This is a genomic window from Streptococcus mitis (assembly GCF_000722755.1).
In the GTDB taxonomy this organism is placed as follows: Bacteria; Bacillota; Bacilli; order Lactobacillales; family Streptococcaceae; genus Streptococcus; species Streptococcus mitis_CM.
Window position 1 is genome coordinate 822,046 of the sequence record NZ_JPFY01000013.1, and the last position, 26,827, is coordinate 848,872.

Annotated in this window: 31 protein-coding genes and 1 pseudogene; 8 read left to right on the top strand and 24 right to left on the bottom strand. The window is 41.3% G+C overall.

Features of this window, described 5'->3' with window-relative positions; genetic code table 11:
• Nucleotides 1-36: 36 nt before the first annotated feature.
• The 13 genes from frr to SK578_RS07290 form a co-directional block, all read right to left on the bottom strand.
• Nucleotides 37-594, bottom strand: coding sequence for a ribosome recycling factor (gene frr / locus SK578_RS07230; protein ID WP_001262225.1), 558 nt, complete (start codon nucleotides 592-594; stop codon nucleotides 37-39).
• Nucleotides 595-614: 20 nt separating this feature from the next.
• Nucleotides 615-1,340: a UMP kinase gene (pyrH, locus tag SK578_RS07235; protein WP_000002995.1), complete on the bottom strand. Its 726-nt coding sequence runs from the start codon at nucleotides 1,338-1,340 to the stop codon at nucleotides 615-617.
• Nucleotides 1,341-1,423: 83 nt separating this feature from the next.
• Complete coding sequence (gene trmFO, locus SK578_RS07240) at nucleotides 1,424-2,758, bottom strand: methylenetetrahydrofolate--tRNA-(uracil(54)-C(5))-methyltransferase (FADH(2)-oxidizing) TrmFO (RefSeq protein ID WP_042751347.1); 1,335 nt, start codon at nucleotides 2,756-2,758, stop codon at nucleotides 1,424-1,426.
• 333 nt (nucleotides 2,759-3,091) lie between these two features.
• Nucleotides 3,092-3,979 (bottom strand): 16S rRNA (cytidine(1402)-2'-O)-methyltransferase, encoded by an 888-nt coding sequence (gene rsmI / locus SK578_RS07245; RefSeq protein WP_042751348.1) that lies wholly within the window; start codon nucleotides 3,977-3,979, stop codon nucleotides 3,092-3,094.
• Between the two features lie 2 nt (nucleotides 3,980-3,981).
• Entirely contained in the window at nucleotides 3,982-4,299 is a 318-nt protein-coding gene (gene yabA / locus SK578_RS07250; RefSeq protein WP_024475359.1) for a DNA replication initiation control protein YabA, read from the bottom strand.
• A gap of 39 nt (nucleotides 4,300-4,338) precedes the next feature.
• The gene (locus tag SK578_RS07255) at nucleotides 4,339-5,229 is read right to left on the bottom strand and encodes a DNA polymerase III subunit delta' (protein WP_042751349.1); all 891 of its coding nucleotides are present in this window, start codon (nucleotides 5,227-5,229) and stop codon (nucleotides 4,339-4,341) included.
• Nucleotides 5,226-5,864, bottom strand: a complete 639-nt coding sequence (gene tmk / locus SK578_RS07260) for a dTMP kinase (RefSeq protein WP_042751350.1) — start codon at nucleotides 5,862-5,864, stop codon at nucleotides 5,226-5,228. Before tmk ends, SK578_RS07255 begins: the two co-directional genes overlap by 4 nt.
• Nucleotides 5,865-5,977: 113 nt before the next feature.
• Nucleotides 5,978-6,775 (bottom strand): pyrroline-5-carboxylate reductase, encoded by a 798-nt coding sequence (gene proC / locus SK578_RS07265; protein ID WP_042751351.1) that lies wholly within the window; start codon nucleotides 6,773-6,775, stop codon nucleotides 5,978-5,980.
• A gap of 3 nt (nucleotides 6,776-6,778) precedes the next feature.
• Nucleotides 6,779-8,041, bottom strand: coding sequence for a glutamate-5-semialdehyde dehydrogenase (locus SK578_RS07270; RefSeq protein ID WP_042751352.1), 1,263 nt, complete (start codon nucleotides 8,039-8,041; stop codon nucleotides 6,779-6,781).
• A gap of 9 nt (nucleotides 8,042-8,050) precedes the next feature.
• Nucleotides 8,051-9,160: a glutamate 5-kinase gene (gene proB / locus SK578_RS07275; protein WP_042751353.1), complete on the bottom strand. Its 1,110-nt coding sequence runs from the start codon at nucleotides 9,158-9,160 to the stop codon at nucleotides 8,051-8,053.
• 109 nt (nucleotides 9,161-9,269) lie between these two features.
• Nucleotides 9,270-10,160: an RluA family pseudouridine synthase gene (locus SK578_RS07280; RefSeq protein ID WP_042751354.1), complete on the bottom strand. Its 891-nt coding sequence runs from the start codon at nucleotides 10,158-10,160 to the stop codon at nucleotides 9,270-9,272.
• Nucleotides 10,150-10,611: a signal peptidase II gene (gene lspA, locus SK578_RS07285; protein ID WP_042751355.1), complete on the bottom strand. Its 462-nt coding sequence runs from the start codon at nucleotides 10,609-10,611 to the stop codon at nucleotides 10,150-10,152. The genes SK578_RS07280 and lspA overlap by 11 nt, the downstream gene beginning before the upstream one ends.
• Entirely contained in the window at nucleotides 10,608-11,516 is a 909-nt protein-coding gene (locus SK578_RS07290) for a LysR family transcriptional regulator (RefSeq protein ID WP_001025693.1), read from the bottom strand. The genes lspA and SK578_RS07290 overlap by 4 nt, the downstream gene beginning before the upstream one ends.
• On the opposite strand from SK578_RS07290, the pseudogene SK578_RS11265 reads away from it, so the two are divergent.
• Nucleotides 11,509-11,580, top strand: a pseudogene (locus SK578_RS11265) (AraC family transcriptional regulator); the annotation flags it as partial. The gene SK578_RS07290 and the pseudogene SK578_RS11265 overlap by 8 nt on opposite strands.
• A 166-nt stretch (nucleotides 11,581-11,746) precedes the next feature.
• On the opposite strand, the gene rpmA reads toward SK578_RS11265, so the two are convergent.
• The 4 genes from rpmA to SK578_RS07310 all read right to left on the bottom strand — a co-directional run bounded on the left by rpmA (nucleotide 11,747) and on the right by SK578_RS07310 (nucleotide 13,710).
• The gene (gene rpmA, locus SK578_RS07295; protein WP_000916509.1) at nucleotides 11,747-12,040 is read right to left on the bottom strand and encodes a 50S ribosomal protein L27; all 294 of its coding nucleotides are present in this window, start codon (nucleotides 12,038-12,040) and stop codon (nucleotides 11,747-11,749) included.
• A 16-nt stretch (nucleotides 12,041-12,056) separates the two neighbouring features.
• Nucleotides 12,057-12,401, bottom strand: a complete 345-nt coding sequence (locus SK578_RS07300) for a ribosomal-processing cysteine protease Prp (RefSeq protein WP_000613699.1) — start codon at nucleotides 12,399-12,401, stop codon at nucleotides 12,057-12,059.
• A 15-nt stretch (nucleotides 12,402-12,416) separates the two neighbouring features.
• Nucleotides 12,417-12,731: a 50S ribosomal protein L21 gene (gene rplU, locus SK578_RS07305; protein ID WP_003007734.1), complete on the bottom strand. Its 315-nt coding sequence runs from the start codon at nucleotides 12,729-12,731 to the stop codon at nucleotides 12,417-12,419.
• Between the two features lie 274 nt (nucleotides 12,732-13,005).
• Nucleotides 13,006-13,710 (bottom strand): YoaK family protein, encoded by a 705-nt coding sequence (locus SK578_RS07310; RefSeq protein WP_080709990.1) that lies wholly within the window; start codon nucleotides 13,708-13,710, stop codon nucleotides 13,006-13,008.
• A gap of 141 nt (nucleotides 13,711-13,851) precedes the next feature.
• Between SK578_RS07310 and SK578_RS07315 the strand changes: the two genes are divergently transcribed.
• Both SK578_RS07315 and SK578_RS07320 read left to right on the top strand, forming a co-directional pair.
• Complete coding sequence (locus SK578_RS07315) at nucleotides 13,852-14,829, top strand: Gfo/Idh/MocA family protein (protein WP_042751357.1); 978 nt, start codon at nucleotides 13,852-13,854, stop codon at nucleotides 14,827-14,829.
• Nucleotides 14,826-15,908, top strand: a complete 1,083-nt coding sequence (locus SK578_RS07320; RefSeq protein ID WP_042751358.1) for a DEAD/DEAH box helicase — start codon at nucleotides 14,826-14,828, stop codon at nucleotides 15,906-15,908. The genes SK578_RS07315 and SK578_RS07320 overlap by 4 nt, the downstream gene beginning before the upstream one ends.
• Before the next feature lie 173 nt (nucleotides 15,909-16,081).
• Here SK578_RS07320 and SK578_RS07325 read toward each other — a convergent pair whose 3' ends face one another.
• The 7 genes from SK578_RS07325 to glmU all read right to left on the bottom strand — a co-directional run bounded on the left by SK578_RS07325 (nucleotide 16,082) and on the right by glmU (nucleotide 22,183).
• Nucleotides 16,082-17,845 carry a glycerophosphoryl diester phosphodiesterase membrane domain-containing protein gene (locus tag SK578_RS07325; RefSeq protein WP_042751359.1) on the bottom strand — a complete coding sequence of 588 codons (1,764 nt, stop codon included), beginning with the start codon at nucleotides 17,843-17,845 and terminating at the stop codon, nucleotides 16,082-16,084.
• A gap of 8 nt (nucleotides 17,846-17,853) precedes the next feature.
• Complete coding sequence (locus SK578_RS07330; RefSeq protein ID WP_042751360.1) at nucleotides 17,854-18,444, bottom strand: 3'-5' exonuclease; 591 nt, start codon at nucleotides 18,442-18,444, stop codon at nucleotides 17,854-17,856.
• Between the two features lie 204 nt (nucleotides 18,445-18,648).
• Complete coding sequence (gene rocS, locus SK578_RS07335) at nucleotides 18,649-19,140, bottom strand: chromosome segregation protein RocS (protein WP_000021242.1); 492 nt, start codon at nucleotides 19,138-19,140, stop codon at nucleotides 18,649-18,651.
• Between the two features lie 76 nt (nucleotides 19,141-19,216).
• Nucleotides 19,217-19,909 (bottom strand): 5'-methylthioadenosine/adenosylhomocysteine nucleosidase, encoded by a 693-nt coding sequence (locus SK578_RS07340; protein ID WP_042751361.1) that lies wholly within the window; start codon nucleotides 19,907-19,909, stop codon nucleotides 19,217-19,219.
• A gap of 16 nt (nucleotides 19,910-19,925) precedes the next feature.
• Nucleotides 19,926-20,237: a cell wall synthase accessory phosphoprotein MacP gene (macP, locus tag SK578_RS07345; RefSeq protein ID WP_042751362.1), complete on the bottom strand. Its 312-nt coding sequence runs from the start codon at nucleotides 20,235-20,237 to the stop codon at nucleotides 19,926-19,928.
• A gap of 11 nt (nucleotides 20,238-20,248) precedes the next feature.
• The gene (locus SK578_RS07350) at nucleotides 20,249-20,794 is read right to left on the bottom strand and encodes an NUDIX hydrolase (RefSeq protein ID WP_042751364.1); all 546 of its coding nucleotides are present in this window, start codon (nucleotides 20,792-20,794) and stop codon (nucleotides 20,249-20,251) included.
• A gap of 9 nt (nucleotides 20,795-20,803) precedes the next feature.
• Nucleotides 20,804-22,183 (bottom strand): bifunctional UDP-N-acetylglucosamine diphosphorylase/glucosamine-1-phosphate N-acetyltransferase GlmU, encoded by a 1,380-nt coding sequence (gene glmU, locus SK578_RS07355; RefSeq protein ID WP_042751365.1) that lies wholly within the window; start codon nucleotides 22,181-22,183, stop codon nucleotides 20,804-20,806.
• Nucleotides 22,184-22,337: 154 nt separating this feature from the next.
• On the opposite strand from glmU, the gene SK578_RS07360 reads away from it, so the two are divergent.
• From SK578_RS07360 to lysS, 5 genes are all read left to right on the top strand, one after another.
• On the top strand, nucleotides 22,338-23,138 hold the full coding sequence (locus tag SK578_RS07360) for a glycoside hydrolase family 25 protein (RefSeq protein WP_042751366.1): 801 nt from the start codon (nucleotides 22,338-22,340) through the stop codon (nucleotides 23,136-23,138).
• A 94-nt stretch (nucleotides 23,139-23,232) separates the two neighbouring features.
• Nucleotides 23,233-24,075 (top strand): DUF368 domain-containing protein, encoded by an 843-nt coding sequence (locus SK578_RS07365; protein WP_042751367.1) that lies wholly within the window; start codon nucleotides 23,233-23,235, stop codon nucleotides 24,073-24,075.
• On the top strand, nucleotides 24,075-24,554 hold the full coding sequence (locus SK578_RS07370; protein ID WP_042751369.1) for an aminoacyl-tRNA deacylase: 480 nt from the start codon (nucleotides 24,075-24,077) through the stop codon (nucleotides 24,552-24,554). Before SK578_RS07365 ends, SK578_RS07370 begins: the two co-directional genes overlap by 1 nt.
• A 2-nt stretch (nucleotides 24,555-24,556) precedes the next feature.
• Nucleotides 24,557-25,174: a histidine phosphatase family protein gene (locus SK578_RS07375; protein ID WP_042751370.1), complete on the top strand. Its 618-nt coding sequence runs from the start codon at nucleotides 24,557-24,559 to the stop codon at nucleotides 25,172-25,174.
• A 137-nt stretch (nucleotides 25,175-25,311) separates the two neighbouring features.
• On the top strand, nucleotides 25,312-26,802 hold the full coding sequence (gene lysS, locus SK578_RS07380; protein WP_042751371.1) for a lysine--tRNA ligase: 1,491 nt from the start codon (nucleotides 25,312-25,314) through the stop codon (nucleotides 26,800-26,802).
• Nucleotides 26,803-26,827 lie beyond the last annotated feature (25 nt).

Below are 26,827 nucleotides of genomic sequence, written 5' to 3' on the forward strand. Positions count from 1 at the left end.
CAGCCAGCAATGCCAACTGAGTTTTTCTGTTTATTTTTAGACTTCCAAAAGTTCTTTTTCTTTGTTGGCAGTCATGTCGTCGATGTGTTTGACAGCATCGTCTGTTACTTTTTGAATGTCTTTTTCAAGAGTCTTCAATTCGTCTTCAGTGATTTCTTTTGCTTTTTCTTGTTTCTTAGCTTCGTCCATAGCATCGCGACGGATATTGCGGACAGCCACTTTAGCATTTTCGCCGACCTTCTTCACTTCTTTAGCAAGGTCACGACGAGTTTCTTCTGTTAGAGCTGGGATAACCAAACGAATAACAGAACCGTCGTTAGCTGGTGTGATACCAAGATCAGAGGCATTCAAGGCACGTTCGATGTCTTTCAATGAAGACTTGTCAAATGGTGTCACCAACAAAACACGCGCTTCTGGAATCGTAATTGAAGCGATTTGGTTAAGAGGAGTTTCTACTCCGTAGTATTCTACATGTACACGGTCCAGCAAGCTTGCATTGGCACGACCAGCACGGATACCACCAAATTCACGAGCAAGTGATTGGTGAGACTGGGTCATTCTCTCTTTAGCTTTTTCAATAATTGCGTTAGCCATAATCTTTCTTATTCCTTTTCTTAGATATTATTTGAAACTGTTGTTCCGATATTTTCACCAAATACGACACGTTTGATGTTGCCTGGTTGGTTCATGTTGAAGACAACCAAGTCAATGTCGTTATCCATTGAGAGGGTTGAAGCTGTTGAGTCCATGATACGGAGACCTTTATTGATAACGTCACGGTGGGTCAATTCTTCAAATTTAACAGCTGTCTTGTCCTTCTTAGGATCGGCATTGTAAACACCATCTACGCCATTTTTAGCCATAAGGATAGCATCCGCTTCGATTTCAGCTGCACGAAGAGCCGCTGTTGTATCTGTTGAGAAGTAAGGTGAACCAATTCCAGCACCAAAAATAACGATACGGCCTTTTTCAAGATGACGAAGGGCACGTCCACGGACATAAGGCTCTGCCACTTGTTGCATGGCAATAGCTGTTTGCACACGTGTATCAACCCCAACTTGTTGCAATGAATCTGCCATCACAAGAGCATTCATAACAGTCCCAAGCATTCCTGTGTAATCTGCCTGAACGCGGTCCATACCTGCTTCTGCTGCAGGTTCTCCACGCCAGAGATTTCCTCCACCAATAACAAGGGCAATTTCGATACCTAAGCTATGAACTTCTTGAATCTCTTTTGCGATTGTTTGAACTGTTTGGATATCAATCCCTACGCCTCGTTCACCGGCAAGGGCTTCACCTGATAACTTGATTAAAATACGTTTATACTTGGGATTCGCCATTTTCACTCTCCTTTTTTTATCCTACCTATTTTATCACAATTTCTAAGATTTTTATAGTATCATGAGCAATTCTTTCAAAAAAATTAGACAGTTAAAAATTCCTCTAAGTCACTGAGGGCACGCTCAGCAATTTTTTCATAACGAGCCTTCTTATCACGAATACGTTCGCCTTCTAACTCCTTGATAATTCCGAAATTGACATTCATTGGTTGGAAATGTTTGCTGTCCGCATGGGTGATGTAATGAGCCAGACTTCCAATCGCTGTTGTTTCTGGGAAAATAGCCTCACTTTCTCCCTTGAAAAGACGAGCCGCGTTAATTCCCGCAACTAATCCTGACGCTGCTGATTCAACATAGCCTTCCACACCCGTCATCTGACCAGCAAAGAAGAGGTTTGGTTGTTTCTTAGAACGATAGGTCTGCTCCAGAAGATTTGGTGAATCCATGTAAGAATTGCGGTGCATAACACCATAACGAACAAACTCCGCATTTTCAAGACCTGGAATCATTTGAAAGACTCGCTTTTGCTCTCCCCATTTGAGGTGGGTCTGGAAACCAACGATATTGTAGAGGCTACCAGCCGCATTATCCTGACGAAGCTGGACCACCGCATAAGGTGTTTTGAAGTCTCCATCACGAGGTCCTGTGTAGTCATCTGGATACTCCAGACCGACTGGTTTCATAGGACCATAAAGCATGGTTTTAATGCCACGTTTTGCCATGACTTCGATAGGCATACAGCCTTCAAAATACTTTTCTTTTTCAAAAGAATTGAGCGGAGCTTCTTCCGCATTGACTAAGGCTTCATGGAAATCCATAAATTCTTGCTTGGTCATTGGAGCGTTGAGATAAGCGGCTTCTCCCTTATCATAACGAGACTTGAGATAGACCTTGCTCATATCGATGGTATTGACGTCGATAATAGGCGCTGCCGCATCGTAGAAATAGAAACCATCGCCATCATTAAGGGCATGAATCTTTTCAGCCAAAGCATCACTGGTCAAGGGACCAGTCGCCACAACTGTAATAACATCTGTCGGCAATTCTGTAATTTCATCACGAACCACTTCAATCAAGGGGTGGTTGGCAACTTTTTCGGTTACCATTTGGGAGAAACCTTCACGGTCCACTGCAAGAGCTCCACCTGCAGGAACACGGGTTACTTCAGCAGATTCTAAGATAACAGAACCCAAGCGACGCATTTCTTCCTTGAGAAGACCAACTGCATTTGTCAAAGCATCCCCACGCAAAGAATTGGAACAAACCAACTCTGCAAAATTGTCTGTTTTGTGCTGGGGTGTTGACTTGACACCACGCATTTCATAGAGTTTAACTGGAATACCACGTTCTGCGATTTGGTAGGCTGCTTCAGAACCTGCCAAACCAGCACCGATAACATTGATATAAGATTGAGACACGACACTAATACCTCTTTGGGAGTGTGAAGACAAGCTTCACATTGAAAAAGCCAATCAAACTTAAGAGTTTTCGAATTTCTTAGCTCAGGCTGAAAAAGTCCACAGGACTTACTTCGCTCTCGAGTTTCTTGGCTCAGGCTGAAAAAGTCCACAGGACTTACTTCGCTTTCGAATTTCCTGGCTCAGGCTGAAAAAGTCCACAGGACTTACTTCGCTTTCGAATTTCTTGGCTCAGGCTGAAAAAGTCCCCCGGACTTTTTCACTCCCACAAATCTTTCTATTTTTTTCTTCTACTAGTATAACAAAAAAAGGGAAGAAGGCAAACTTCCCTGTTTAGTCATTTTCTTGATTTTCTTGATTTTCTTCCCAGTCGTGGTAGGCAGCGTAAAGCTGGCTTTTATTCCACTGGTAAATCTTTGCTACTTCCTTAATGGCTTGATTTTTCTTCATGCCTTGCTGGATGCGGGCTTGGATTTCTAAGAACAAGTCCTCCTCATCTTTTTCCTCCACATCTTGGCTGGCACCTTCAACAATGAGAAGGCATTCGCCCTTGAGTGGCGTTGCAGCGATACTTTCCAGCAATTCAGAAATGGTACCTCTTTGGTATTCTTCATAGATTTTAGTCAATTCCCTGACCAAAACGACCGAGCGGTCACCATAGACTTCTAGCATATTTTCCAACGTATCTGCCACACGATGGGGCGATTCATAGAAAATTTGAGTTTCAGGATAGTCTTTTTTCGAGTCGAAAAATTGCTTTTGCTGGCCTGATTTTCTCGGTAAAAAGCCGTAAAAGATATGTGGCTGTGGAGCTAAGCCACTGGCAATCAAGGCAGAAATTCCTGCAGAGGCACCTGGAACTGTGACAACAGCAATATCTTCCTCAATAGCTACCTTGACCAAATCATGACCAGGGTCTGAGATGCTAGGCAGACCCGCGTCGGATACCTGAGCAATACTTTGCCCTGCTTTCAGGAAACCAATCAAATCAGGAATCTTTTCCTTGGCATTGTGCTCATGAAAACTAATCTGCTTGGTGGAAATATCAAAATGCTTGAGCAAAAGCCCTGTATTGCGCGTGTCCTCAGCTGCAATCCAATCTACTTCTTTCAAGGTCTGGATAGCACGAAAAGTCATATCATCTAGATTTCCAATCGGCGTTGCCACTAGATACAGTTTGCCATAGGGAGACTGCCCCTTAAAACTTTTTTGAATCTGCATGCCTACTCCCTGTATAACAACTCGTCACAGAACATACATTCCTCGTCCTGCTCTCGACGTTGTCCATAAAAATCATTACATACGTGAAATCCATCACGGTAAATGCGACGGACACTTTCACGAACATGCTTGGCCTTGACAGGAGCATCTGCTTCCACCTCACCCAAGCGTTCTCGCAACTTACTATTTTCCAAGCGAAGAGCTGTATTTTCTTCTACCAAGCTCTTGAGATTTTTCTTGATGGCTTCCACATCGGCCAAGGTTACCAATAACTGTTGGGAAAAATCATCCAGCGCGTCAAATAATTCTTTTTTGTTCATAAAACAGCCCTTTCCTTTCTTTATCATTCATTTTTGAGTTTATATTTCTTTCAAGACCAGATATTCCATTGCATTTTGAAAGCTGACATTAGCTTGCCACATTTTTCTAGCTTCTAACAAATCTTGTAGAATCACTCTTACTCTTGCTTGTAGGATATCTTGTCCACATAGAACTTCAAGAATCCGTAAAACCTGATCTTGTTTTTCCTTGTCATCTGCCAAGCTAGCTAATTTAGCAACCTGTAGATAACTTTCTTTTTTCTTAGCTAATAACCAGGTTAGCAAGCGTTCACTTTCATCGACCAAGGTCCAAAAGCCTGCCTGATTAGCCAACTTTTCTGCTTCAGCTCGTGATTGACTAAACTGGGCTAAGAGAGTTGCTTTTTTCTTAACCAGCCCCATTTGTTCTAAGAGCAAGATGAGTTTTTCTTCTTGCTTTTTAAAGTGGAAAATCTGGGTCCGACTTCGGATTGTCGGTAAGATCTTTTCCTCATCGCTAGTTAAGAAGAAAATGTAAACCTCACTCTGGGGTTCTTCGATGACCTTGAGCAAAGAATTGGCTGCATTAGGGTGCATTTTCTCAGCTTGATCGATAATAAAGACCTGCTGCTGGCTTTCAATCCCTGCTTGAGAAAACTGCCCCACCAATTCCCGAATGCGTTCTGTCTTGATGACCTGATTGACTGGCTTAATCAAAGTAACATCGGGAAATTCTCCCTGTTCAATCAGCTTACAATTTCGGCATTTCTCACATGGTAAAACACCTACTTTATCTGTACAAAAGAGGCTCTTAGCTAAAAATTGCGCCATTTCCAAGCTTCCAAAGAAACCTGAAAAGAGGTAGGCATGATTGAGCTGGTCTTGTTCTAGGATACGGACAAATCGGTCAAACTGATCTGGTTGCCAGGCCTTTAGTTGATCTTGTTTCATTTAGCCAATCCCATTCTATCAAACAAGACAGTCTTGGTAGTTTCCACAACTTGCTCCAAAGGAAAACTAGCATCAATCTTGACAATACGACTTCCTTCTTTGTCCAGAAGAGAAAGGTAACCTTGACGGACTTTTTTATGCAAGTCCAACCCTTCCAAGTCCAAACGATTGACCTCACGATTGCTATTAGCAGCAATGCGAGCCAGTCCTTCTTCCACCTCGATGTCAAAATAGAGTGTCAAATCGGGTTTGAGGCCATCTGTCGCAAACTGGTTAAGCCAGTCAATGGCTTCAATGTCCAAACCACGACCAAATCCCTGATAGGCAACAGAACTATCGATGAAGCGGTCCATAATGACCAACTTGCCAGCTTCAAGTGCTGGAAGAACTTTTTCCACCAAGTGCTGTCTGCGACTGGCGATATAGAGCAAAAGCTCTGTTTTAGCATCCATCTGAGTATGACTTGGATCCAAAATTACTTCCCGAATCTTCTCCCCAATCAAGACTCCGCCAGGTTCACGGGTCGTCAGCACCTCTACCCCTTTTTCCTCTAAAATTGGTAGCAGAGCCTCTAAAACACTGGTCTTGCCTGCTCCCTCTGGTCCCTCAAGAGAGACTAAAAATCCTTTTGACATGTCTAACTCATTTCTTTTTTACTACTTCTATTCTATCAAAAAAATAGGGGTTTGTGACAATCTTTTTGTCTTCTCATTTCAACCACCATAAAAGAGGCAGATAAATCCACCTCTTATTTACCTAGTTCTTGTGTTCGTTTGTAAGCTTGACCAACTGCATCCATGACCGTTCCTCGAAAAGCATGCGCTTCTAGGCTTGCTACACCAGCGATAGTCGAACCACCTGGGCTACAGACTTGGTCTTTCAATACTCCAGGATGTTGCTGACTTTCAAGGACCAATTGCCCAGCTCCTACCACAGTTTGAGCCGCCATTTTCAATGCCGTTTCTCGTGTCAATCCAGTCTGAACACCTGCATCTGCCAAGGCCTCAATAAAGAGATAGACAAAGGCTGGCCCACAGCCTGCAAGCCCTGTCGCAGCATCGATTAAGCCTTCTCCTAGTTCAACCAAGAGGCCAGCATTTGCTAATAACTGACAAAAGAGCTCACTGTCCTCAGCACGACAGTTTGCTGATATGGCATAACTAATCACTCCTTGCCCGATAGAAGCAGAGGTATTTGGCATCATACGAATAATTCGGTGTTGATTTGGGATAAGACTTGCTAGTTTTTCTAAAGTCAATCCAGCTGCCATCGAAATCAAAAGAAGACTTTCTCTTTTTTCAAGGATGGTCTGGTATTGAGAAAGCAGTTCAGAAAACTGAGCAGGCTTAACTCCTAGAAAAATCACATCTGCTTCTGCGAAGATTTCGTCATTGCTAGAAGCCTGACCGCCAAAGTCGGCGATGAAAGCATCCACCTTGGCTTGACTACGATTGGCAAGGAGAAGGTCATCACCCGTCTTGGCCTGCAAAACAGCTTTGGCCAAGCTAGCACCCATATTCCCCAAACCGATAAATCCAATCTTCATCTCTTACTCCCTTATCTGTCCGTCACCAGTAACCACATACTTGTAGCTAGTCAACTCCTTCAAGCCCATTGGACCACGCGCATGCAGTTTCTGAGTAGAAATCCCCATTTCACAACCAAGACCAAATTGGCCTCCATCTGTGAAACGAGTTGAGGCATTGACATAAACCGCTGCTGAGTCCACTTGATCTGTAAAGTAAGCTGCAGCTTCAGCATTTTCCGTCACAATGGCATCCGAATGATGGGTACTGTGAGCCTCAATATGGGCAACCGCTTCTTCTAAACTGCTCACAACCTTAACCGCTAGAATATAGTCTAAAAACTCGGTATCAAAGTCTTGGGCCTCAGCTGCTCGACCTGAAACAAACTGACTTGCTTGGCTATCGAGTCGGAATTGAATTGGCTCCAGTCCAGCTTCCTTACGCTCTGTAACTAGAACTTGCTCCATATGAGGAAGGAAGCTTGCTGCTTTGTCTTCATGAACCAGCAGAACCTCCATGGCATTGCAGACAGAAGGACGACTGGTTTTAGCATTGTTAATGATAGACAGAGCCTTGTCTTCATCTGCATCCTTATCCACATAAACATGGACAATCCCAGTCCCTGTCTCAATAACAGGTACGATCGCATTTTCAACAACTGCATTGATCAAACCAGCTCCTCCACGAGGAATGAGAAGGTCTAGATAGCCCTTGGCCTTCATCATGGCATAGCTGCTTTCTCGGCTGGTATCTTCCACCAGTTGAATCACATCTGGGTGAATAGTAGTCGTCTCCAAGCCCTTCTTCAAAGCTGTGACAATGGCATGGGCCGTTTGATAGGCATCCTTACCACTACGAAGAACAACTGCATTTCCACTCTTGAGAGCCAAAGCAGCCGCATCAGACGTAACATTTGGACGGCTTTCATAGATAATACCGATGACCCCCATAGCTACCCGTTTCTTTGTGATAACCAAACCATTTTCAAGCTGATTGGTTTCTAAAACCTCACCGATTGGATCTGGTAAGGCAACCACTTCACGAATACCAGTTGCCATTGCTTCTATACGACCTGCATCCAAATAAAGACGATCCAGCATCACATCTGAGATTTTACACTTGGCCTCTTCCATATCGAGGGCATTGGCTACTAAAATTTCCTCAGTAGCTGCTAATAAGTGATCAGCCATGGCTAGCAAGGCTTGGTTTTTCACCTCTTCACTAGCTATGTTGATCGATTTTTTAACAGCCTGTACCTGTTCAAATTGTTCTTGTGTACTTACCATAGTTTACCTCTAAAATTCTGTAAAGAGTAGTTGGATTTCAGAAGTAATGGAAATCCAATCGTCACGGTGAATCAAGACACCCTTGGCTTTTTGAGAACGCAACATATCCTCCAAAGCAGATGCTCCAAATTGCACGCGTCCTTTTCCAAGTGATTTTCCACTTTCCTTGTCAAATACTGTCACGATATCACCGTAAGAAAAGGCGCCTTCTGCATCAACAACACCAGATAAAAGGAGACTCTTGCCATGTTGAGAGAGAGCTTCTGCAGCTCCTTTATCAACCCAAATAGAACCTTGACTCTGAGCATAAAAGGCCAGCCATTGTTTCTGGGTACGAAGTCCCTTCTCTTGGGCAACAAAGTAGGAACCATCCTTGGTCTCCTCAGCTGCCTCAATCATGGCATCTGACTTCAAGGATGAGCAGATATAAACAGGAACTCCTGATTCCGTCGCGATAGTTGCAGCTTTGATTTTGGTTAACATACCACCTGTACCATTAGACGAACCTGCTCCACCGGCCATATCAATAATCTCACGATTGATGGTCTCGATTCGCTCCAAGCGTTTGGCTGTTGGGTCTGAATGAGGATTTCCAGTATAAAGACCGTCTACGTCTGTCAAGAGGACCAAAAGGTCTGCTTGGACCATGGATGCTACCTGAGCACTTAGAGTATCATTGTCCCCAACCTTGAGCTCATCAATAACGACACTGTCATTCTCATTGATGATAGGAATCGCGCCACGGCTAAGTAGAACTGACAAAGCCTGATGGGCATTTTTATAACGGCGCTTATCCACAAAATCATCTTGGGTCAGCAAAATTTGTGCAGAAACAATTTGGCGTAAGAGAAGATTGGTCGTGTATTCTTCCAACAAAAGCCCTTGCCCTACTGCTGCTGAAGCCTGTTTATCCGCAATCTTAGTAGGGCGCTTTTTAAATCCTAAGGCCCCAAAACCAGCTGCAATGGCACCTGACGACACCAAAATCAATTCATGACCAGCCTCGTGCAGCATAGCCAACTGCTGGGTAATAGCCTTTACCTTACTACGTGATAAACTTCCATCCTCATTCGTCAGAGAAGAAGTCCCCACCTTAAAGACAATCCGTTTGTATTTCATAGTCTCACTCCGATTCTTCATATTTATCCATTATAACATGAATGGCAGGAAATAGAAAAGAGTTGATAGGAAAAAGGTCGAGACAAGTCATCTCAACCTTTTATCACGTCTAATTCTTTCTCAATCTCTCCAAGGTTTCCTTAAAAATATCTGGGATATCTGCTGTAAATTCCATGGTCTCACCTGTTCTAGGATGAGTAAAACCTAAAGTCTTAGCATGAAGAAATTGTCCATGTCCTTTCAAAGTCTTGCGAGGACCATAGACTTCATCACCAGCGACTGGATGACCAATATAAGCCATGTGAACACGGATTTGATGAGTGCGCCCTGTCTCCAGTTGCAACTCCACTAAGCTATAATCGCCAAAGCGTTCCAAGACGTGGAAACGAGTCACTGCAGACTTCCCTTTAGCAGTCACAGCCTGTTTCTTACGGTCTTTTTCACTACGGCCAATCGGAGCTTCAATCACACCACGATCATTAGGCAGATTTCCATGAACAATCGCCCAATATTTGCGGAGAGACTTTTTATCCTTGAGTTCTTGGGCAAGTGCTAGATGCGCCTCATCGTTTTTAGCAATCATGAGAAGGCCTGACGTATCCTTATCAATACGGTGAACAATTCCTGGACGCAGAACCCCATTGATACCCGACAAGTCCTTGATATGGTACATGAGGGCATTTACCAGAGTTCCACTAGTATGACCAGCACTCGGATGCACAACCATCCCCTGAGGCTTGTTAACGACGGCTACATCCTCATCTTGGTAGATGATTTCTAGCGGAAGATTCTCAGCCACATACTCTAAGACCTCAGGCTCTGGTACATGGTAAGTGACGACATCGCCCTCTTGGACAGTGTATTTAGCTTTCTTGACTTGACCATTGACCAAGACTTGGCCTGATTTGATTTGTTCATTCGCGAGACTGCGTGATAATTCTGTCAAATCCGACAAAGCCTTATCCAAACGCAGGCCACCAGTTTCAATTTTAATTTCCATTTATTTCCTCTTTTAACATTGCAATCAATAAAATAATCACTCCAACAGTCAGATAGCTATCTGCCACATTGAAAATTGCAAAATTGATAAAGTCCACATGAAACATATCCACAACAAAGCCCTGACTGATCCTGTCAATAAAGTTTCCAAGACCACCTGCAATAATCAAGGTCAAACCCAAGACCATCCAGAGTGAGTCCTCCATGTGTTTATGTAAATACCAAATGGCACCAACCACGACAACCAGAGTAATGACAGCGAATAACAACTGCTGATCTTGTAACATGGAGAAGGCTGCCCCTCGATTTTGCAGGTAGGTCAAGCTAACGAAATTGGGAATCCAAGAGCGTACTTCACCCAGTGGAATCTGCTGGACGATATAGGATTTAACTAACTGATCCAGCGCAATCAAAAGCAATACAATGACTGCCACTATTCCTCTTTTTTTCATGATTTCCTCTTCTGATCAAAATATTCTTGCATGACTTCTACGAAAAGAGTTCCAGCCTGACTAAGCTCCACTTCCTCACGTTTAACATAGACCATGCGATTATCCAAATTATCCTTGAGACGAATAACTGTAATACCATTAACACTGTCACTATCTAAAAATCCAGAACCTGTCGCATAGGCGTCCGTCCGCTCCAAAATACCATTCAAGGTAGCACGGTCTGTCACATTAAACATCTGTGAACTAGCACTGGTATCGACAAAGTTCTCTGAATAATAGAGGTACTCATCTTTCTCTTGAGTGAAACGAACCGTTGGTAGATCCGCTAAATCCTCCATGACTAATTCCTCTTTCTGAGCCAAAGGATGCCCCTCACGGAGATAAATGTGAGTATGGAAGGGAATCAATTCAATGACCTCAAGGCCTAACTTTTCAACTCGTTGCATGATCCCTTTTTTATTTTGATTGTTGAGGTAGATAATCCCAATCTCACTGTGACCTTGCGCTACTTCATCTAAGATTTGAACAGTAGTCGATTCAAAAATACGGAAGTTCTTATAATCAGGATAGCGCTCTGAAAAGGCAGTAATAGTTGGTGGCAAAAAGTCATAGTGCTGACTAGCAATGGAAAATTCATCCTTTTCTTCCTCAGGATTGGCATACTGATTTTGAAAAATATCAAATCCTTTAACCAATTCTTGCGCTTTTTCATAGAATTCCATACCACGACGAGTCAAGAAAGTCCCTGAGCTGGTCCGACGGAAAATCTTAAAGCCCAACTCTTTTTCCAAATCACGCACAGAAATAGACAGACTGGGCTGACTGACATACATCTTTTCAGCAGCTTCACGAAAAGTACCGCTATTGGCAATAGCCACAACATAGCGTAATTGTTGAATGTTCATCTTCTACCCCCAACTTCTTTATCTTTTCATTATACCATATTTTAGAAGTTTTCCATCGAAGAAAAATAATGTCACTCATAAAATTCATCTACACTAAGAAAGAAAAAATCATGGGTAGCAAAACAAAAAAATAGGCTCTCCGAAAACTCGGAAAGCCTTAGTTTATGCTACTTCTAGCTTCCTCGCCTTTATATTTCAAGGCTCGGGATAAAAAGGTTCACTGGACCTTTTTATTTAGCGATTGGGTAAACAGAAACTTGTTTTTTATCGCGTCCTTTACGTTCAAAGCGTACTACGCCTTCAACTTTAGCGAACAAAGTATCGTCTCCACCACGTCCAACGTTTACACCTGGGTAGATGTGTGTACCACGTTGACGGTAAAGGATTGATCCACCTGTTACAGTTTGTCCGTCAGCTGCTTTAGCTCCAAGACGTTTCGCTTGTGAATCACGTCCGTTTGATGTAGAACCTCCACCTTTTTTGTGGGCGAAAAGTTGCAAGTTGTTAAGAGTCATTTTTAACATAATGTTTTCCTCCGTGTTAGTTTTCTGTGATAACTCTGGTTTGGACGAACTCAGAAGAGTTCTCCGATAAGTTTGCCATACCTAAGAAAAATGATTCAAAGAATAACTGGGTCATTTCTCTCTGGTGTGAAGGAAGATCTTTTGGAATTTCAACCATCAGATAGCCACCTTCATCTTCGTTTAATTCTAGGATTGGTTCATAGCCTGCAAATTTCTCAATAGAATTGATAAAGTTAATGGCAAGCGTAGAAACCGATGCACACACGACATCTAAGCCGTATTCGCCACTCTCGGCGTGTCCAGTAATTTCCGCACTCCTCAGCTCGCCATCTTCGGCTCTCTCAAAGACTGCTTGTATCATGTGTTCTCCTTAAAATTAAGCGTTAATTGCGTTGATGACAACTTTTGTATATGGTTGACGATGACCTTGTTTACGGTGGCTACCTTTTTTAGGTTTGTACTTGTAAGTAACAACTTTCTTTTGTTTTCCTTGTTTTTCAACAGTTCCAACTACAGTAGCTCCAGAAACAAGTGGAGTTCCGACAACAGTGTTTTCACCACCAACAAGAACAACTTCGTTAAAAGTAACTTCTTGACCAGCTTCAACGTTCAATTTTTCAACGTAAACTGCTTGACCAACTTCAACTTTAACTTGTTTTCCGCCAGTTTTGATAATTGCGTATGTGCTCATTATGCACCTCCTATGATTTTTATGGGTTTCCCCGAATTTTTTGTGAAGACTCGCCTAGCATCGTGGGACAAACCACTTAAAAGAAGAGCTCTAAGTATAACAAAGAATAAACTAGGAATTGAGCCGAAGACATAACTTATGTTAGGCAAGGCGACAATGACGAAGTTTAAATTTGTTATACGACGAGCAACGATGTTCGTGCGGTTGCACAGGAACGTGCATAGTCAACTCTTCAAGTATAGCATATCTCCTATTTTCTTACAAGTAATAACACCTAAAATGAAGCTTTTTCTTTTACTTTTTTTCGCCAAGAGGCAAAAAGCATGCTGAGGTAAAAGATGCTCATCATAATAGGAACACCAAGAATGGTCTTTTCATGATAGAAAATCGTCAAATAGGCTGAAAAGACAACGCCAAGGACAAAACTACTAAGCAGGCTAACAAATATGAATCCTTCACGTAAAAATGGTGTGTGCTTGGTCCTAAAATAATCTCCAAAAGCTAGCATGGTCCGTTTGATATTCCCTGTCATAAAAGCGTTATTATAGGCAATACCCGACACTTCTCCAAAAGCAGTTGTCACCAACCCCATACAGAAGGCCAAGGGCGGTACTAGATAGATATTATCTACAGTTTGCGGCACAAAACCAATAATGATTGATAAGATTGCCAAAGGAATCAATGACAGAATCGGTTTTTTCACAATTCTCAATTTTTCCTTATAAATTGTTAATAGAAAGACCCCCATCATAAAAGCTAACAAGGTCATTACTTTCGCACTCGCATCTGACACATTCTGTTGAATGAGTCCCACTGAAAGAAAGACTACATTCCCAGTTTGTCCAGCTACAAGAGTATTCCCTCGCACAATAAACGTATAGGCATCTACATATCCTGCACAAAACGTCAAAAAAAGCGCTAGCCTCTTAGACTGACGTGATATTTTTCTTATAGGTAATAACCTCATTTTCCCTCCCATTTCATTTACTCATCTCATTATTGTACCACTTTCTTTGGAAAAGACCTAGTAGCTTATTTGAAATTTTTTCCCCTCTGTTGGATAGTCCTGTCTATCTATGTTATAATGAAAGAAGGATTTGAAATCGGAAAAGGAGTAACTATGCTTAAATTAGGTGTCATCGGAACAGGGGCTATCAGCCACCACTTCATAGAAGCAGCCCATACCAGTGGAGAATACAAGCTGGTCGCAGTCTATTCTAGAAAACTAGAAACTGCAGCAACCTTTGCTTCTCGCTACCAGAATATCCAACTCTTTGATAAAGTAGAGGACTTCTTCAAGAACTCCTTTGATGTGGTCTATATTGCTAGCCCAAACTCCTTGCATTTTGCTCAGGCAAAAGTTGCATTATCTGCTGGAAAACACGTCATTCTTGAAAAGCCAGCTGTCACTCAACCACAAGAATGGCTGAATTTGATTCAAACAGCTGAGAAAAATAATTGTTTTATCTTTGAAGCAGCTCGTAATTATCACGAGAAAGCTTTCACTACTATCAAAAACTTTTTGGCAGACAAGCAAATCTTAGGAGCTGATTTAAATTATGCCAAATACTCTTCCAAGATGCCTGACTTGTTGACTGGGGAGACACCTAATGTCTTTTCAGACAGTTTTGCTGGTGGAGCTCTTATGGATTTAGGGGTTTATCCTCTCTATGCTGCCGTTCGCCTCTTTGGAAAAGCTAAGGCCGCAACCTATCAAGCTCAACAGCTTGACAACAGTATTGATTTAAATGGAGACGGAATCCTCTTCTACCCTGACTTTCAAGTTCATATCAAGGCTGGGAAAAACATCACTTCCAATCTTCCTTGCGAAATTTATACGACAGATGGAACCTTGACCCTCAACACCATCGAGCATATCCGCTCAGCTATTTTTACAGACCACCAAGGAAATCAAGTCCAGCTCCCTATCCAACAGGCTCCTCATACGATGACTGAGGAAGTCGCTGCATTTGCACATATGATCCAGCAACCAGACCAGACACTTTACCAGAACTGGCTGAATGATGCAAGTTCTGTTCATGTGCTACTATATACCATGCGCCAGACTGCTGGCATTAGATTTGAGGCAGAAAAATGAAAACCAAACTACCGACTGAATGGCAAGAACTGAGTGATCAACTCGGTTTCCAGGAATTCACCCCCATTCAAACTCAACTATTTGAGCCCCTTCTTGCTGGAGAAAACCTCCTAGGAGTTAGCCCAACAGGAACAGGCAAGACCCTCGCTTACCTCCTACCAAGCCTTCTCAGACTACAAAAGAAAAAAGCGCAGCAACTCTTGATTCTAGCACCAAATACGGAGCTTGCTGGACAGATTTTTGATGTATGTAAAACGTGGGCTGAAGCTATCGGCTTGACTGCTCAGCTCTTCTTATCAGGTTCCAGTCAGAAACGCCAGATTGAACGTCTTAAAAAAGGACCAGAAATTCTGATTGGAACACCTGGCCGGATCTTTGAGTTGATTAAATTGAAAAAAATCAAGATGATGAATGTAGAAACCATCATCCTGGATGAATTTGATCAATTACTAGATGATTCTCAGATTCACTTTGTTGAGAAAATCACTCACTACGCACCTCGTGACCACCAACTGGTCTACATGAGTGCGACGACCAAGTTTGACCAAGAAAAGATTGCGCCTAACACGCGCACCATTGATCTTTCTGACCAAAAATTGGATAACATCCAGCATTTCTATATGCAGGTGGATCAACGTCACCGAGTGGATATGCTACGAAAACTAGCTCATGTTGAGGATTTCCGCGGTCTGGTCTTCTTTAACAGCCTATCAGACCTTGGAAGCGCAGAGGAAAAATTACAGTATCGGGATATCTTGGCTGTTTCCCTCGCTAGTGATGTCAATGTTAAATTTAGAAAAGTTATCTTAGAAAAGTTTAAAGACAAGCAACTAACCCTACTTCTCGCAACAGACCTTTTGGCTCGTGGAATTGATATCGATAGTCTAGAATGCGTCGTAAACTTTGATGTTCCTAGAGATAGTGAAACCTACACTCACCGTGCTGGCCGTACTGGTCGTATGGGCAAGGAAGGTTATGTTATCACTCTCGTCACTCATCCAGAAGAAATCAAAAAACTCAAAAAGTTTACAAGTGTACGAGAAATTGTCCTAAAAAATCAAGAACTCTATATCAAATAAGGTTGGCTCTTGCCAACCTCTGATTTAAGATAAGATCCTCAGAATACGAGTTTCTATGGACCTTATCTCAAGACTGAGCCTAGGACAATAGTCCCTTATCTCCAAAAAAGCAACGTATTTGCCGTTGCTTTTTTGTGGTTGAGAACTATTTTGTCTCAGGCTCTTTTTGCTTACTAAAAATTAAAGAATTCCATAGCCTGTTTGAAAAGCAAATCAGTATACTCTGGGTCTTCTTGGGCAATAGTAACCTGATCTTGAATCATTTCCAAGTCATCTGTTATCATTCCATCTGCTCCCAAATGAACTGATTTATCAAAGGACTCTGAACTATTGATGGTCCAAACGTACAATTTCTGATCCGTATTCCAAAGCTTGTTGACAAAATTTTCATCTAAAGTTGAATACTCCATAGTATAACCTGTAGCCTTGGTTCTTGGAAAAATACTATTATAAGGTAGGATAAAATAGATTGGAATTTGAGAATCGTAGGCTAAAACCTGATCAATCACATGGTAGTCCAAGGATTGCATTTGGTGACCATTCTGCTTAAGAACCGTTCCATATTTTTCCATAAAGCGTTTCATCATATCTGGGCTATCTTTTCGACTGGTCTTAATCTCAATAAGGAGTTTTTGGTGCAATTCATTGGCTTTATTGAGGTAGTCATCAAAACTGGACACCTTGCTATGATAACCATTCTCTGAAATATCGAGTTTGGTTAATTCTTTCAAAGTTAGATCCTGTGGATTGGCATTAACACCTGTCAGATTCTTGATATTGGCATCATGCATCATGACAAACTGGCCATCTTTCGTTTCCTGAACATCTGTCTCAACAAAGTCTGGACTTAGTTGGGCTGTCTTTTCTAAAGATTGAACTGTATTCTGCACACCATTCTTATTGGATACTCCCCTGTGAGAGATAATTAAAGGTTTATTGGCAACTGGAGCTTCCAAATAAACATAACCCTCAAGAGCGAAAAAGATACAAGCACAGCCCATCACTCCCCATCTCATCCAGTGATCTTTCTTTCTCCTTGGTGTGATCTCTAGTTCTTCTCCTGTTAGGAAGGAAACAAACTTAATGAGAAAATAAGTCAAGGCTATGTAGTGGAAATTCTTAATCAAGACAAAGTTGATAATTCCCAGCACAAGAGATTCCTTATGGGTCAAACCATCCATCAGCACTTGACTTGCTAGGATTGGAATCAACAGAAGAATGAAAAATAGGTAGGTTTTGACGACAATCCAAAGCAAGTTCCAAGTATAAAACCAGGATTGCTTTCTTGTCTTCTCTAGACTGTATCTGACCGCTTCTTTGACTGTTTTTTTCTCAAATAAAAGCTGAGGGAGGGCAAACATGAAACGCACTGAAATGTAAAATAGCAGTAAAGCCAGAATAGTAACCACTATACCTACTAGCCAATACTTGTCTTCCACATAATCAACGATAAAGTCCGGAATGACAATTTTATTGAGGTAATAAATCTTTAAAATCTTTCGAATCAATGGAAAGAGCATCATGACATAAAAGAAGATAAAGGCTATCTTTGCAAGCGTGACTTGCTTCATAAACAAGAAACTTTGGTGAAAGACCTTGCGACTGTACTCTAGCAAGGTTCTCTTTTCATGACATAATAAATGCCGAGCACCAATAAAGAGAAGTCCTATCTGGTAATAGGCGACCAATAAATTAACAATTACCAGAACAAATAAAGCAAGACTAATAAAGGGTGAACCCGTTATAATTGCAAAAATATTATTGTAAGAAATAAAGAGATAGCCAGTCTGACGGAGTAAAAGTCCAGCAATCCAAGAATTTGATGGTAACCAGACAAACTCAATCATCATGAAAGTCAAGAAAAAGAGAAAGAGAATTTTATCTAGATTAAAGTATATCTGCTTAAAACCTAGATTTTTAGGTTTTTCAGGTTTCATAGGCACTCCTAGTCAAATAATTGAGACAAATCCAAGCCTCCAAAAGGATTATTTGATAGGCTACTTTCTGTCTCTAACAATTCTCTAGCTTGATCCGACTCTAGAAAGGACTCGTAAACACGCGCTGTCATCCGAGCATCCTCTAAGCTATTATGAGACTGACCTTGAAATCCGAGAAATGAGGCAACAGTTTGCAATTTGAGATTGGCAATACCATGTAAATCTGAACTACGACGTTCAAAAGCTTCATCATACAAATCCACCTTATACTGCTGGCTATAATCTAAACCATGCTCTGCTAGAATAGGCAAATCACTTTTAGCAGCATTGTATCCAACCATGGGTAAAGAACCCACAAACTCTTGGAAATCTTTTATAACTTTCTCCACTGGAGGAGCATCTTTTAAGGTCTCAGCTGTAATCCCAGTCAAACCATTGATAAAACTCTTTAGAGGCACACTAGTATGGACATAGGAATCATAGGCATCGATTTCCTGACCATCTCTAAAACGCACTGCCGATACTTGAATCAAGTGTGTTTGTCCTTCATGCTGATTAAATTCTAAATCGAAAGCAATGTAATCTTCTAATCGTTCCATTCTATACCTCTCCTATACTGTTATTTTATACTCTTCGAAAATCAAATTTAAACCACGTCAACGTCGCCTTGCCGTACTCAAGTACAGCCTGCGGCTAGTTTCCTAGTTTGCTCTTTGATTTTCATTGAGTATTACTTGAGCAACTATACTATTTAGAAATAAAAGAAGCCATCAGGTTAGCATTTAACCTAAACAGCTCCTTGATTATCCTCCAAATAAACGAGCAAAAAAGCCTTTCTTAGTTGATTGGACTTCTTCTTTTGCTTGGTCCAGCTCTAGCTTAAGATTTTCTTGATCCTTCATGGCTTGAAGGGTCAATTGTTGCTGCTGATCGAGTTGTTTGTCTTTCTCAGCAATCTGACGGTCTTTGATACGCATCTGCTCGTCTTTTTCTGATAACTGACGATCCTTGGCTTTTAATTGTTCATAAAGACGAAGAATTTCTGCATTCTTCTCATCAACCAGAATCTCCATCAGCTCACGTTGCTTGACATCTTCACTGACAGGCTCATCTTCAAAAATCGTTTTTTTATAGATTTCTTCTAGCTTAATCAAGCCACTTCTGGTAACGACTGTTACCCCTTTGTCATTTTTATCTGTGTCTTCTTCTGGTAATTCTTTGACACGGTTATTGATTGCTTGGCGAGATAATCCTAAAACCTCTGCAATCTCACTGACGGTCATTTCAATACTCATAATATCCTCTGAAACGTTTTCTAACTTTTCTTTATTTAAATCTTATCATAAGCTAGATAAACTGTCAAATTTCCGCTTAATCTAAAGCTTTCAAAAAGGCTAATAAGACTTGGGCAGAGCGACGTCCAGCTTCGATAATAAACTCATCAAAAGAGATGTTTGCTTCATGGTTGGCATTGTCACTCATAGCTCGAATAACTAAAACTGGAAGATTAAGGGCATGCGCTGCCTGAGCAATAGCTGCCCCCTCCATCTCAACAGCTAAAGCTTCTGGGAAATGGGACTTAATCGCTTCTATCTTGTCATTTCCTGCAACAAAACTATCTCCTGTAGCAATCAAACCAAGATGCCAATTTTGATCCAATTGAGATAAACTCTCTTGGATTTTGGCGACAAAGGTTTTATCTGATTCAAAATAAAGCGGTTGTTGCGCCATTTGTCCATAAGCATAGCCAAAAGCTGTGACATCCACATCATGATAGGCTAATTTGTCAGAAATCACGACATCCCCAACAGCAATACCCTCTGCTACTGCCCCAGCTGATCCCGTGTTAATCAAAGCATCCACTTGGAAATGATCAGCCAAAATCGCTACACTCATAGCAGACATAACCTTACCAATTCCACTTTCTACAAGAACGACTTCATGCGAGGCAATGGTTCCTGTATGATAGGTATTGCCCAAAACAACTTGCTCTTGGGCATTTTCTAGATGCTGGACCAGATAAGCCAGTTCTTCTGGCATAGCCGCAATAATTCCTATTTTCATTTCAATTCCTTTTCTATTATAAAAGTTTCATTGCTAAGACAAGCAAAATCAAGAGAAAGATGACCGCGAATAAGATTTTATTTAACTTAGAATTGAAGATATTTCTCTTGGTATTTTCAATACGACGGCTTTTATGAATAGACGGTTCGACCTGAATCTTCAAGGTTTCCTGACTAAAACCATGATCCTTAGGATTGGCATAACCAAAACGAGAAGAAGAGGTTGGTAAAATCTTAGTCTCCTCATCATCTAGTAAAGGAGGACCTGAAATTTTTTCGCCTCTATTAGCCCTTTCAATCATTTCATCCGTTAATAAAGGTTTACCCATATTGACCTCCTCTATTTTTTCTGCAATTCCCAGTATTGAACAGCCATAATTGTCTTGGCATCGCAGATATGACCTGATTGGATCAATTCCTTGGCTTCTTCTAAGCTCACTTCAAGAACTTCCAAGGTCTCATCTTCATCCTGCGGACGCGGATCTTCCACTTTCGTCAAATCACTGGCTAGGTATAGTTTTAACTTTTCATTACAAAAGCCAATGGCTGAGTAAAAATCGTACAAGAGTTCTAGTTTCCCTGTATAGGCTGTTTCTTCCTCTAATTCACGAAGGGCTGCTGCTACAGGGTCTGTATTTTCTCCTACTTCCAATTTTCCGGCTGGAATTTCGTAAGAGACAGCCTCGATAGCTTTGCGGTACTGCTTGACCAAGATGAGTTTTTGTTTATCCGTTACTGCTAAAACACAGACAGCCCCATTGTGAAAAATCAAATCTCGTTGGGCAGTTCCCTTGCCTTCTGGTAATTCAACCTGATCTTGGACCAGTTTAAATATTGGTCCTTGATAGATTTCTTTTCGGCTAAGCGTTTTTTCTTCAAATTCCATGATAGGCTCCTACTGATTCTTAGGATGATGAGGAAGGCGAGTTGCATATTCGTCTTTATTGACCTGACGACCGCGACCAATAGCAATAGCATCTGCTGGCACGTCTTTGGTAATAGTTGAACCAGCTCCAACGAGGGAATTGTCACCAAGTTCAACTGGCGCAATAATGGTTGAATTTGAACCAACAAAGACATTGTTGCCAATGACTGTCTTGTATTTGTTTTTGCCGTCATAGTTGACTGTAATGGTTCCAGCACCAAAATTAACCTTGCTACCCACTTCACAGTTTCCGATATAAGTCAAATGACCAGCCTTGGTATTCTCGCCGATAGAAGAACCTTTCACCTCAACAAAGTTACCAATATGAACTTGGGCACCTAGACTTGAACCTGGACGAATGTGGGCATAAGGACCGACTGTCACACCGTCTGCAACACTACTTTCCTCAATCATAGAGTTGGTAATAACAGCTCCTGTTCCGATAGTGCTATCCACTATATACGTTCCATTTGTCAAAACAGTCTCAGCACCAATTTTCGTTTGCCCTTTCAAGGTAACATTGGCTTCGATTTGAACTTCAGGAGCAATCTCAACATCAATATCGATATAAGTTGCTTCTGGGTTGACAAAGCTGACCCCATTGACCATGTGTTTATGATTGATGCGACGACGCATAACTGACTCAGCTGTCGCAAGTGCCACACGGTCATTTACCCCAAGACTTTCATCAAAATCTTTCAAAGTATAAGCGCCAACTTTTTCACCAGCTTCACGGAAAATACCAATGACGTCTGTAATATAGTATTCTCCTTGAGCATTGTTGGTATTGATATTTTTCAAAGCCTCAAACAAACGCTCGTTGTCAAAGACGTAAGTTCCGGTATTAATTTCCTTGATTTGTTTTTCAAAATCTGTAGCATCCTTTTGCTCAACAATGCGAAGAACCTCAGCATTGTCATTACGTACAATTCGTCCATATCCAAAAGGATTATCCGTTTCAGCAGTCAAGATAGTCGCCACATTTTTATGATTGATGTGGAAATCAATCAAGTTTTTCAAGCTTTCACCTGTGATCAAAGGAGTATCCCCTGCGATTACCAAGGTATGACCTGACAAACCTTCTAGAATAGGCTCTGTCATCATAACTGCATGACCAGTCCCTAACTGTTCAGATTGAGTTACAAATTCTGTCTGTCCAGCCAAGACCTCTTCAACCAATTCTGCCTTGTGTCCGACAACTGTGACTGTCTTTTCAGGTTGGATAGCTCCCACACTACGGAAAACATGTTCCAACATAGAAATACCCGCAACCTTGTGCAAAACTTTTGGCAAATCCGATTTCATGCGAGTTCCTTTACCCGCTGCTAAAATAATGGCATAATTTGACATAATCTTCTCTTTTCTCTAGAAATTCCCTTTTATTATACCATATTTCAAATCATTCCGCGCTCTTGAATGAAAAAATGCTCTAAAGTCCTCTATTAACCCATTTTTTGAGTATTTTTTTTGATTTTTTTTCATTTATAAGGTAAAATTATAAGATATGAGAAAGAAAATTAATCCGCTTATTTTGTTTGGTTTTTTTGGGATTATGATTTTCATTTTAATCCTAAATCGCCCTCGTTTTGAGGACCATCCTGTAAAAACAAAGTCAAATATCGCGCAAGTAGAATCGCAAGCGCTACATAATATAGATAAACCGGTGATTGATGTTTCTGGTTGGCAACGACCTGAGGAAATTAATTACGATACTCTCTCCCAAAACATTTCAGGAGCTATTGTTCGCGTCCATAGTGGTGCTCAGTCTTCAAAAGAGAATGATGCTTCCTTTGTTAATGGGGTAGACAAGGCCTTTAAAACCCATATTACCGAGTTTCAAAAACGAAATGTCCCAGTTGGGGTCTATGCCTATGTAGCTGGAAAAAGTATCCAAGAAATGGAAAAGGCTGCTGAAAGTTTTTATAATTCCGCATCTCCATACAGCCCTAGCTACTATTGGCTAGATGTGGAAGACAAAACCATGTCCAATATGAACGAAGGGGTTGAAGCCTTTCGGGCAAAGCTAGAATCCCTAGGTGCTAAAAACATCGGAATCTACGTTGGAGTCTACTTCATGGAAGAACACAGTATTGATACAGATAAATTTACATCTGTTTGGATTCCTTCCTATGGTTCTGACTCAGGTTTTTACGAGGCAACTCCAAAGACTGATTTAGATTACGACATCCACCAGTACACTTCTAAAGGAAAAATTGCTGGCTTTGATCACGATTTGGATATCAACGTCATCTCTTCCTTAAAAAACAAAGAAGAAACCTTTAGAAAACTCTTTTTAAAACCTTAAAAGCATTTGTTTATCATTTGATTTTTCTTTTTGTTTTAGATTGTGATACAATGTAGTAAGGAGTTTTTGAAATTGAAATAGTTGGAGGAAATATATGCTCTCATGGTTAGCACGCCTTATTAAAGGGATTGTCATTGCTCTTGGATTTATCTTACCAGGAATTTCCGGAGGGGTTTTAGCAGCAATCTTAGGTATTTATGAACGAATGATTGGCTTTCTAGCTCATCCCTTTAAAGACTTTAAAGAAAATGTTTTGTACTTTATTCCAGTTGCCATTGGTATGCTTCTGGGAATCGGCTTATTTTCCTACCCGATTGAATACCTGCTTGAAAATTATCAGGTCTTTGTCTTATGGAGCTTTGCGGGTGCCATCATTGGTACAGTTCCTAGCCTTCTCAAAGAATCAACTCGAGAATCTGACCGAGACAAGATTGATTTAGCTTGGTTCTGGACAACCTTTATCATTTCTGGATTAGGACTCTATGCCTTAAATTTTGTCGTTGGAACCTTGAGCGCCAACTTTCTTAATTTCGTCCTAGCAGGTGCACTGCTGGCTCTTGGCGTATTAGTTCCTGGCCTCAGTCCATCAAATCTACTTTTGATTTTGGGTCTCTATGCTCCTATGTTGACTGGTTTTAAAACCTTTGACCTCTTGGGAACCTTCTTCCCGATTGGAATCGGGGCAGGTGCAACTCTCATTATTTTTTCAAAATTGATGGATTATGCCTTAAACAACTACCACTCACGCGTCTATCATTTCATCATCGGTATCGTCCTATCAAGTACCCTTTTGATCTTGATTCCAAATGCAGGAAACGCTGAAAGTATCCAATACACTGGTATTTCTCTTGTTGGGTATGTCATCATCGCCTTCTTCTTTGCACTGGGAATCTGGCTTGGTATTTGGATGAGCCAATTGGAGGATAAATATAAATAATGGCAAAAAAAGTTAAAGTCAAAAAAACATTGGTGGAACAAATCCTGTCTAAAGCAGGTATCCCACATCAGGGGATTCAAATCAATGCCCTGGAAGGAGAACTTCCTCAAGATTATGAACGAGATCAGATTTTCAAAACCTTGGCTCTTTTGGGAGATAAAACAGGACCGATTATCGGAATTGTCCCTATCACTCAACACTTGTCGGAAAAGAAACTAGCAAAAATTTCTGGCAATAAAAAAGTGAGCATGATTCCACAAAAGGACTTGGAAAAAACAACTGGTTACATTCATGGAGCAAATAATCCTGTCGGAATTCGTCAGAAACACAATTATCCCATTTTTATCGATAAGATTGCTCTAGACTTGGATCAAATGATTGTCTCTGCAGGCGAAGTTGGTCACAGCATTATCGTCGCACCGCAAGACTTGGCTAGCTTTGTAAAAGCTGACTTTGTAGATATCTTGGAGGGCAACTAAGAATGAAACTCTACTTTGTCCGCCACGGCCGTACCCTCTGGAACCAAGAAGGACGCTTTCAAGGCGCTAGTGGAGATTCTCCCCTTCTTCCTGAATCCATTGACATCCTCAAAAAACTAGGCCATTATCTCAAGGATATTCCTTTTGATCAGATCTATTCAAGTGATTTACCTCGAGCGGTCAAATCTGCTGAAATTATCCAAAGTCAACTCCAGGCGCCCTGTCCTTTAGAAAGTGTCCCTAATCTCCGTGAATGGCAACTGGGGAAGTTAGAAGGTTTGAAAATTGCAACCTTGGAAGCTATTTACCCGCAACAAATCAAAGCTTTCCGATCTAATCTTGCTCAATTTGACACTCAAATGTTCGGAGCCGAATCCCTCTATAGTACTACAAAACGGACCATCCAATTTATCAAATCATTAAAAGATAGTCCAGCTGAGCGTATTCTAATTGTCGGACACGGCGCCAATCTTACTGCCAGTCTTCGTACTCTTCTAGGTTATAAAGAGCCACTTCTTCGTAAAGATGGCGGTCTAGCAAATGCCAGCCTGACCATTCTAGAAACCCATGATTTTGAAACATTCACTCTCGATACTTGGAATGATACTTCCTATCAATAACAGAACTTGATTTTAGCGTCAAGTTCTTTTTAGTTTTGAAAGATTATCCGTGAATTTCTTGGCTATTTATGATAAAATGGGAGTATCGCAAAAAATGACTCATCGTATTCAATTTTGAGTAAAACTAGGAGGATCCCATGTCAACAGAACATATGGAAGAACTAAATGACCAGCAGATCGTTCGCCGTGAAAAAATGGCTGCGCTCCGTGAACAAGGAATCGATCCTTTCGGAAAACGTTTTGAACGTACTGCAAATTCACAAGAATTAAAAGATAAATATGCTGACCTCGATAAAGAACAATTACACGATAAAAATGAAACAGCTACTATCGCAGGACGCTTGGTAACCAAACGTGGTAAAGGTAAAGTAGGTTTTGCCCACCTTCAAGACCGCGAAGGGCAGATTCAAATCTACGTTCGTAAGGATGCTGTCGGTGAAGAAAACTACGAAATCTTCAAAAAAGCAGACCTTGGTGATTTCCTTGGTGTCGAAGGTGAAGTCATGCGTACGGATATGGGAGAACTCTCTATCAAGGCAACCCACATTACACACTTGTCTAAGGCCCTTCGTCCTCTTCCAGAGAAATTCCACGGTTTGACAGACGTTGAAACAATTTACCGTAAACGTTACCTTGACTTGATTTCTAATCGTGAAAGTTTTGAGCGCTTTGTCACTCGTTCAAAAATCATCTCTGAAATCCGTCGTTACCTTGATCAAAAAGGTTTTCTTGAGGTGGAAACACCTGTTCTTCACAACGAAGCTGGTGGTGCTGCTGCCCGTCCATTTATCACCCACCACAATGCCCAAAACATTGACATGGTGCTTCGTATCGCGACTGAGCTTCACTTGAAACGCCTTATCGTGGGTGGTATGGAACGTGTCTATGAAATCGGCCGTATCTTCCGTAACGAAGGAATGGATGCTACTCATAACCCGGAGTTTACTTCTATCGAAGTTTACCAAGCTTATGCAGACTTCCAAGACATCATGGACTTAACTGAAGGCATTATCCAACACGCTGCTAAATCAGTTAAAGGTGATGGCCCAGTTAACTACCAAGGTACTGAAATCAAAATCAATGAACCATTTAAACGTGTTCACATGGTGGATGCTATCAAAGAAATTACTGGTGTCGATTTCTGGCAAAACATGACTTTGGAAGAAGCCAAAGCTATTGCTGCTGAGAAGAAAGTTCCTGTTGAGAAACACTACACTGAAGTTGGCCACATCATCAATGCCTTCTTTGAAGAGTTTGTTGAAGAAACCTTGATCCAACCGACCTTTGTCTATGGACATCCAGTAGCTGTATCTCCACTAGCTAAGAAGAATCCTGAAGACGAACGCTTTACTGACCGTTTCGAACTCTTCATCATGACCAAAGAGTACGGAAATGCCTTTACTGAATTGAATGATCCAATCGACCAACTTAGCCGTTTTGAAGCCCAAGCTAAAGCTAAAGAACTTGGTGACGATGAGGCAACAGGTATCGACTACGATTACATTGAAGCTCTTGAATATGGTATGCCACCAACAGGTGGTTTGGGAATCGGTATCGACCGTCTCTGCATGCTCCTAACTGATACAACCACTATCCGTGATGTATTGCTCTTCCCAACAATGAAATAAACTCTTATCCTCTGGTACTTGCCAG

What these genes read in the sequence shown, in the direction of transcription:
- SK578_RS07270 (WP_042751352.1), bottom strand. Translation starts at nt 8,041, where the DNA reads ATGGTAAGTACACAAGAACAATTTGAACAGGTACAGGCTGTTAAAAAA.
- rplU (WP_003007734.1), bottom strand. Translation starts at nt 12,731, where the DNA reads ATGAGCACATACGCAATTATCAAAACTGGCGGAAAACAAGTTAAAGTT.
- SK578_RS07375 (WP_042751370.1), top strand. Translation starts at nt 24,557, where the DNA reads ATGAAACTCTACTTTGTCCGCCACGGCCGTACCCTCTGGAACCAAGAA.
- SK578_RS07280 (WP_042751354.1), bottom strand. Translation starts at nt 10,160, where the DNA reads ATGGAAATTAAAATTGAAACTGGTGGCCTGCGTTTGGATAAGGCTTTG.
- lspA (WP_042751355.1), bottom strand. Translation starts at nt 10,611, where the DNA reads ATGAAAAAAAGAGGAATAGTGGCAGTCATTGTATTGCTTTTGATTGCG.
- SK578_RS07365 (WP_042751367.1), top strand. Translation starts at nt 23,233, where the DNA reads ATGCTCTCATGGTTAGCACGCCTTATTAAAGGGATTGTCATTGCTCTT.
- frr (WP_001262225.1), bottom strand. Translation starts at nt 594, where the DNA reads ATGGCTAACGCAATTATTGAAAAAGCTAAAGAGAGAATGACCCAGTCT.
- proC (WP_042751351.1), bottom strand. Translation starts at nt 6,775, where the DNA reads ATGAAGATTGGATTTATCGGTTTGGGGAATATGGGTGCTAGCTTGGCC.
- SK578_RS07300 (WP_000613699.1), bottom strand. Translation starts at nt 12,401, where the DNA reads ATGATACAAGCAGTCTTTGAGAGAGCCGAAGATGGCGAGCTGAGGAGT.
- lysS (WP_042751371.1), top strand. Translation starts at nt 25,312, where the DNA reads ATGTCAACAGAACATATGGAAGAACTAAATGACCAGCAGATCGTTCGC.
- SK578_RS07325 (WP_042751359.1), bottom strand. Translation starts at nt 17,845, where the DNA reads ATGAAACCTGAAAAACCTAAAAATCTAGGTTTTAAGCAGATATACTTT.
- rocS (WP_000021242.1), bottom strand. Translation starts at nt 19,140, where the DNA reads ATGAGTATTGAAATGACCGTCAGTGAGATTGCAGAGGTTTTAGGATTA.
- yabA (WP_024475359.1), bottom strand. Translation starts at nt 4,299, where the DNA reads ATGAACAAAAAAGAATTATTTGACGCGCTGGATGATTTTTCCCAACAG.
- pyrH (WP_000002995.1), bottom strand. Translation starts at nt 1,340, where the DNA reads ATGGCGAATCCCAAGTATAAACGTATTTTAATCAAGTTATCAGGTGAA.
- SK578_RS07255 (WP_042751349.1), bottom strand. Translation starts at nt 5,229, where the DNA reads ATGAAACAAGATCAACTAAAGGCCTGGCAACCAGATCAGTTTGACCGA.
- glmU (WP_042751365.1), bottom strand. Translation starts at nt 22,183, where the DNA reads ATGTCAAATTATGCCATTATTTTAGCAGCGGGTAAAGGAACTCGCATG.
- SK578_RS07310 (WP_080709990.1), bottom strand. Translation starts at nt 13,710, where the DNA reads ATGGGAGGGAAAATGAGGTTATTACCTATAAGAAAAATATCACGTCAG.
- SK578_RS07370 (WP_042751369.1), top strand. Translation starts at nt 24,075, where the DNA reads ATGGCAAAAAAAGTTAAAGTCAAAAAAACATTGGTGGAACAAATCCTG.
- macP (WP_042751362.1), bottom strand. Translation starts at nt 20,237, where the DNA reads ATGGGTAAACCTTTATTAACGGATGAAATGATTGAAAGGGCTAATAGA.
- SK578_RS07320 (WP_042751358.1), top strand. Translation starts at nt 14,826, where the DNA reads ATGAAAACCAAACTACCGACTGAATGGCAAGAACTGAGTGATCAACTC.
- SK578_RS07330 (WP_042751360.1), bottom strand. Translation starts at nt 18,444, where the DNA reads ATGGAACGATTAGAAGATTACATTGCTTTCGATTTAGAATTTAATCAG.
- tmk (WP_042751350.1), bottom strand. Translation starts at nt 5,864, where the DNA reads ATGTCAAAAGGATTTTTAGTCTCTCTTGAGGGACCAGAGGGAGCAGGC.
- rpmA (WP_000916509.1), bottom strand. Translation starts at nt 12,040, where the DNA reads ATGTTAAAAATGACTCTTAACAACTTGCAACTTTTCGCCCACAAAAAA.
- SK578_RS07360 (WP_042751366.1), top strand. Translation starts at nt 22,338, where the DNA reads ATGAGAAAGAAAATTAATCCGCTTATTTTGTTTGGTTTTTTTGGGATT.
- proB (WP_042751353.1), bottom strand. Translation starts at nt 9,160, where the DNA reads ATGAAATACAAACGGATTGTCTTTAAGGTGGGGACTTCTTCTCTGACG.
- SK578_RS07290 (WP_001025693.1), bottom strand. Translation starts at nt 11,516, where the DNA reads ATGAACATTCAACAATTACGCTATGTTGTGGCTATTGCCAATAGCGGT.
- SK578_RS07350 (WP_042751364.1), bottom strand. Translation starts at nt 20,794, where the DNA reads ATGGAATTTGAAGAAAAAACGCTTAGCCGAAAAGAAATCTATCAAGGA.
- rsmI (WP_042751348.1), bottom strand. Translation starts at nt 3,979, where the DNA reads ATGCAGATTCAAAAAAGTTTTAAGGGGCAGTCTCCCTATGGCAAACTG.
- SK578_RS07340 (WP_042751361.1), bottom strand. Translation starts at nt 19,909, where the DNA reads ATGAAAATAGGAATTATTGCGGCTATGCCAGAAGAACTGGCTTATCTG.
- SK578_RS07315 (WP_042751357.1), top strand. Translation starts at nt 13,852, where the DNA reads ATGCTTAAATTAGGTGTCATCGGAACAGGGGCTATCAGCCACCACTTC.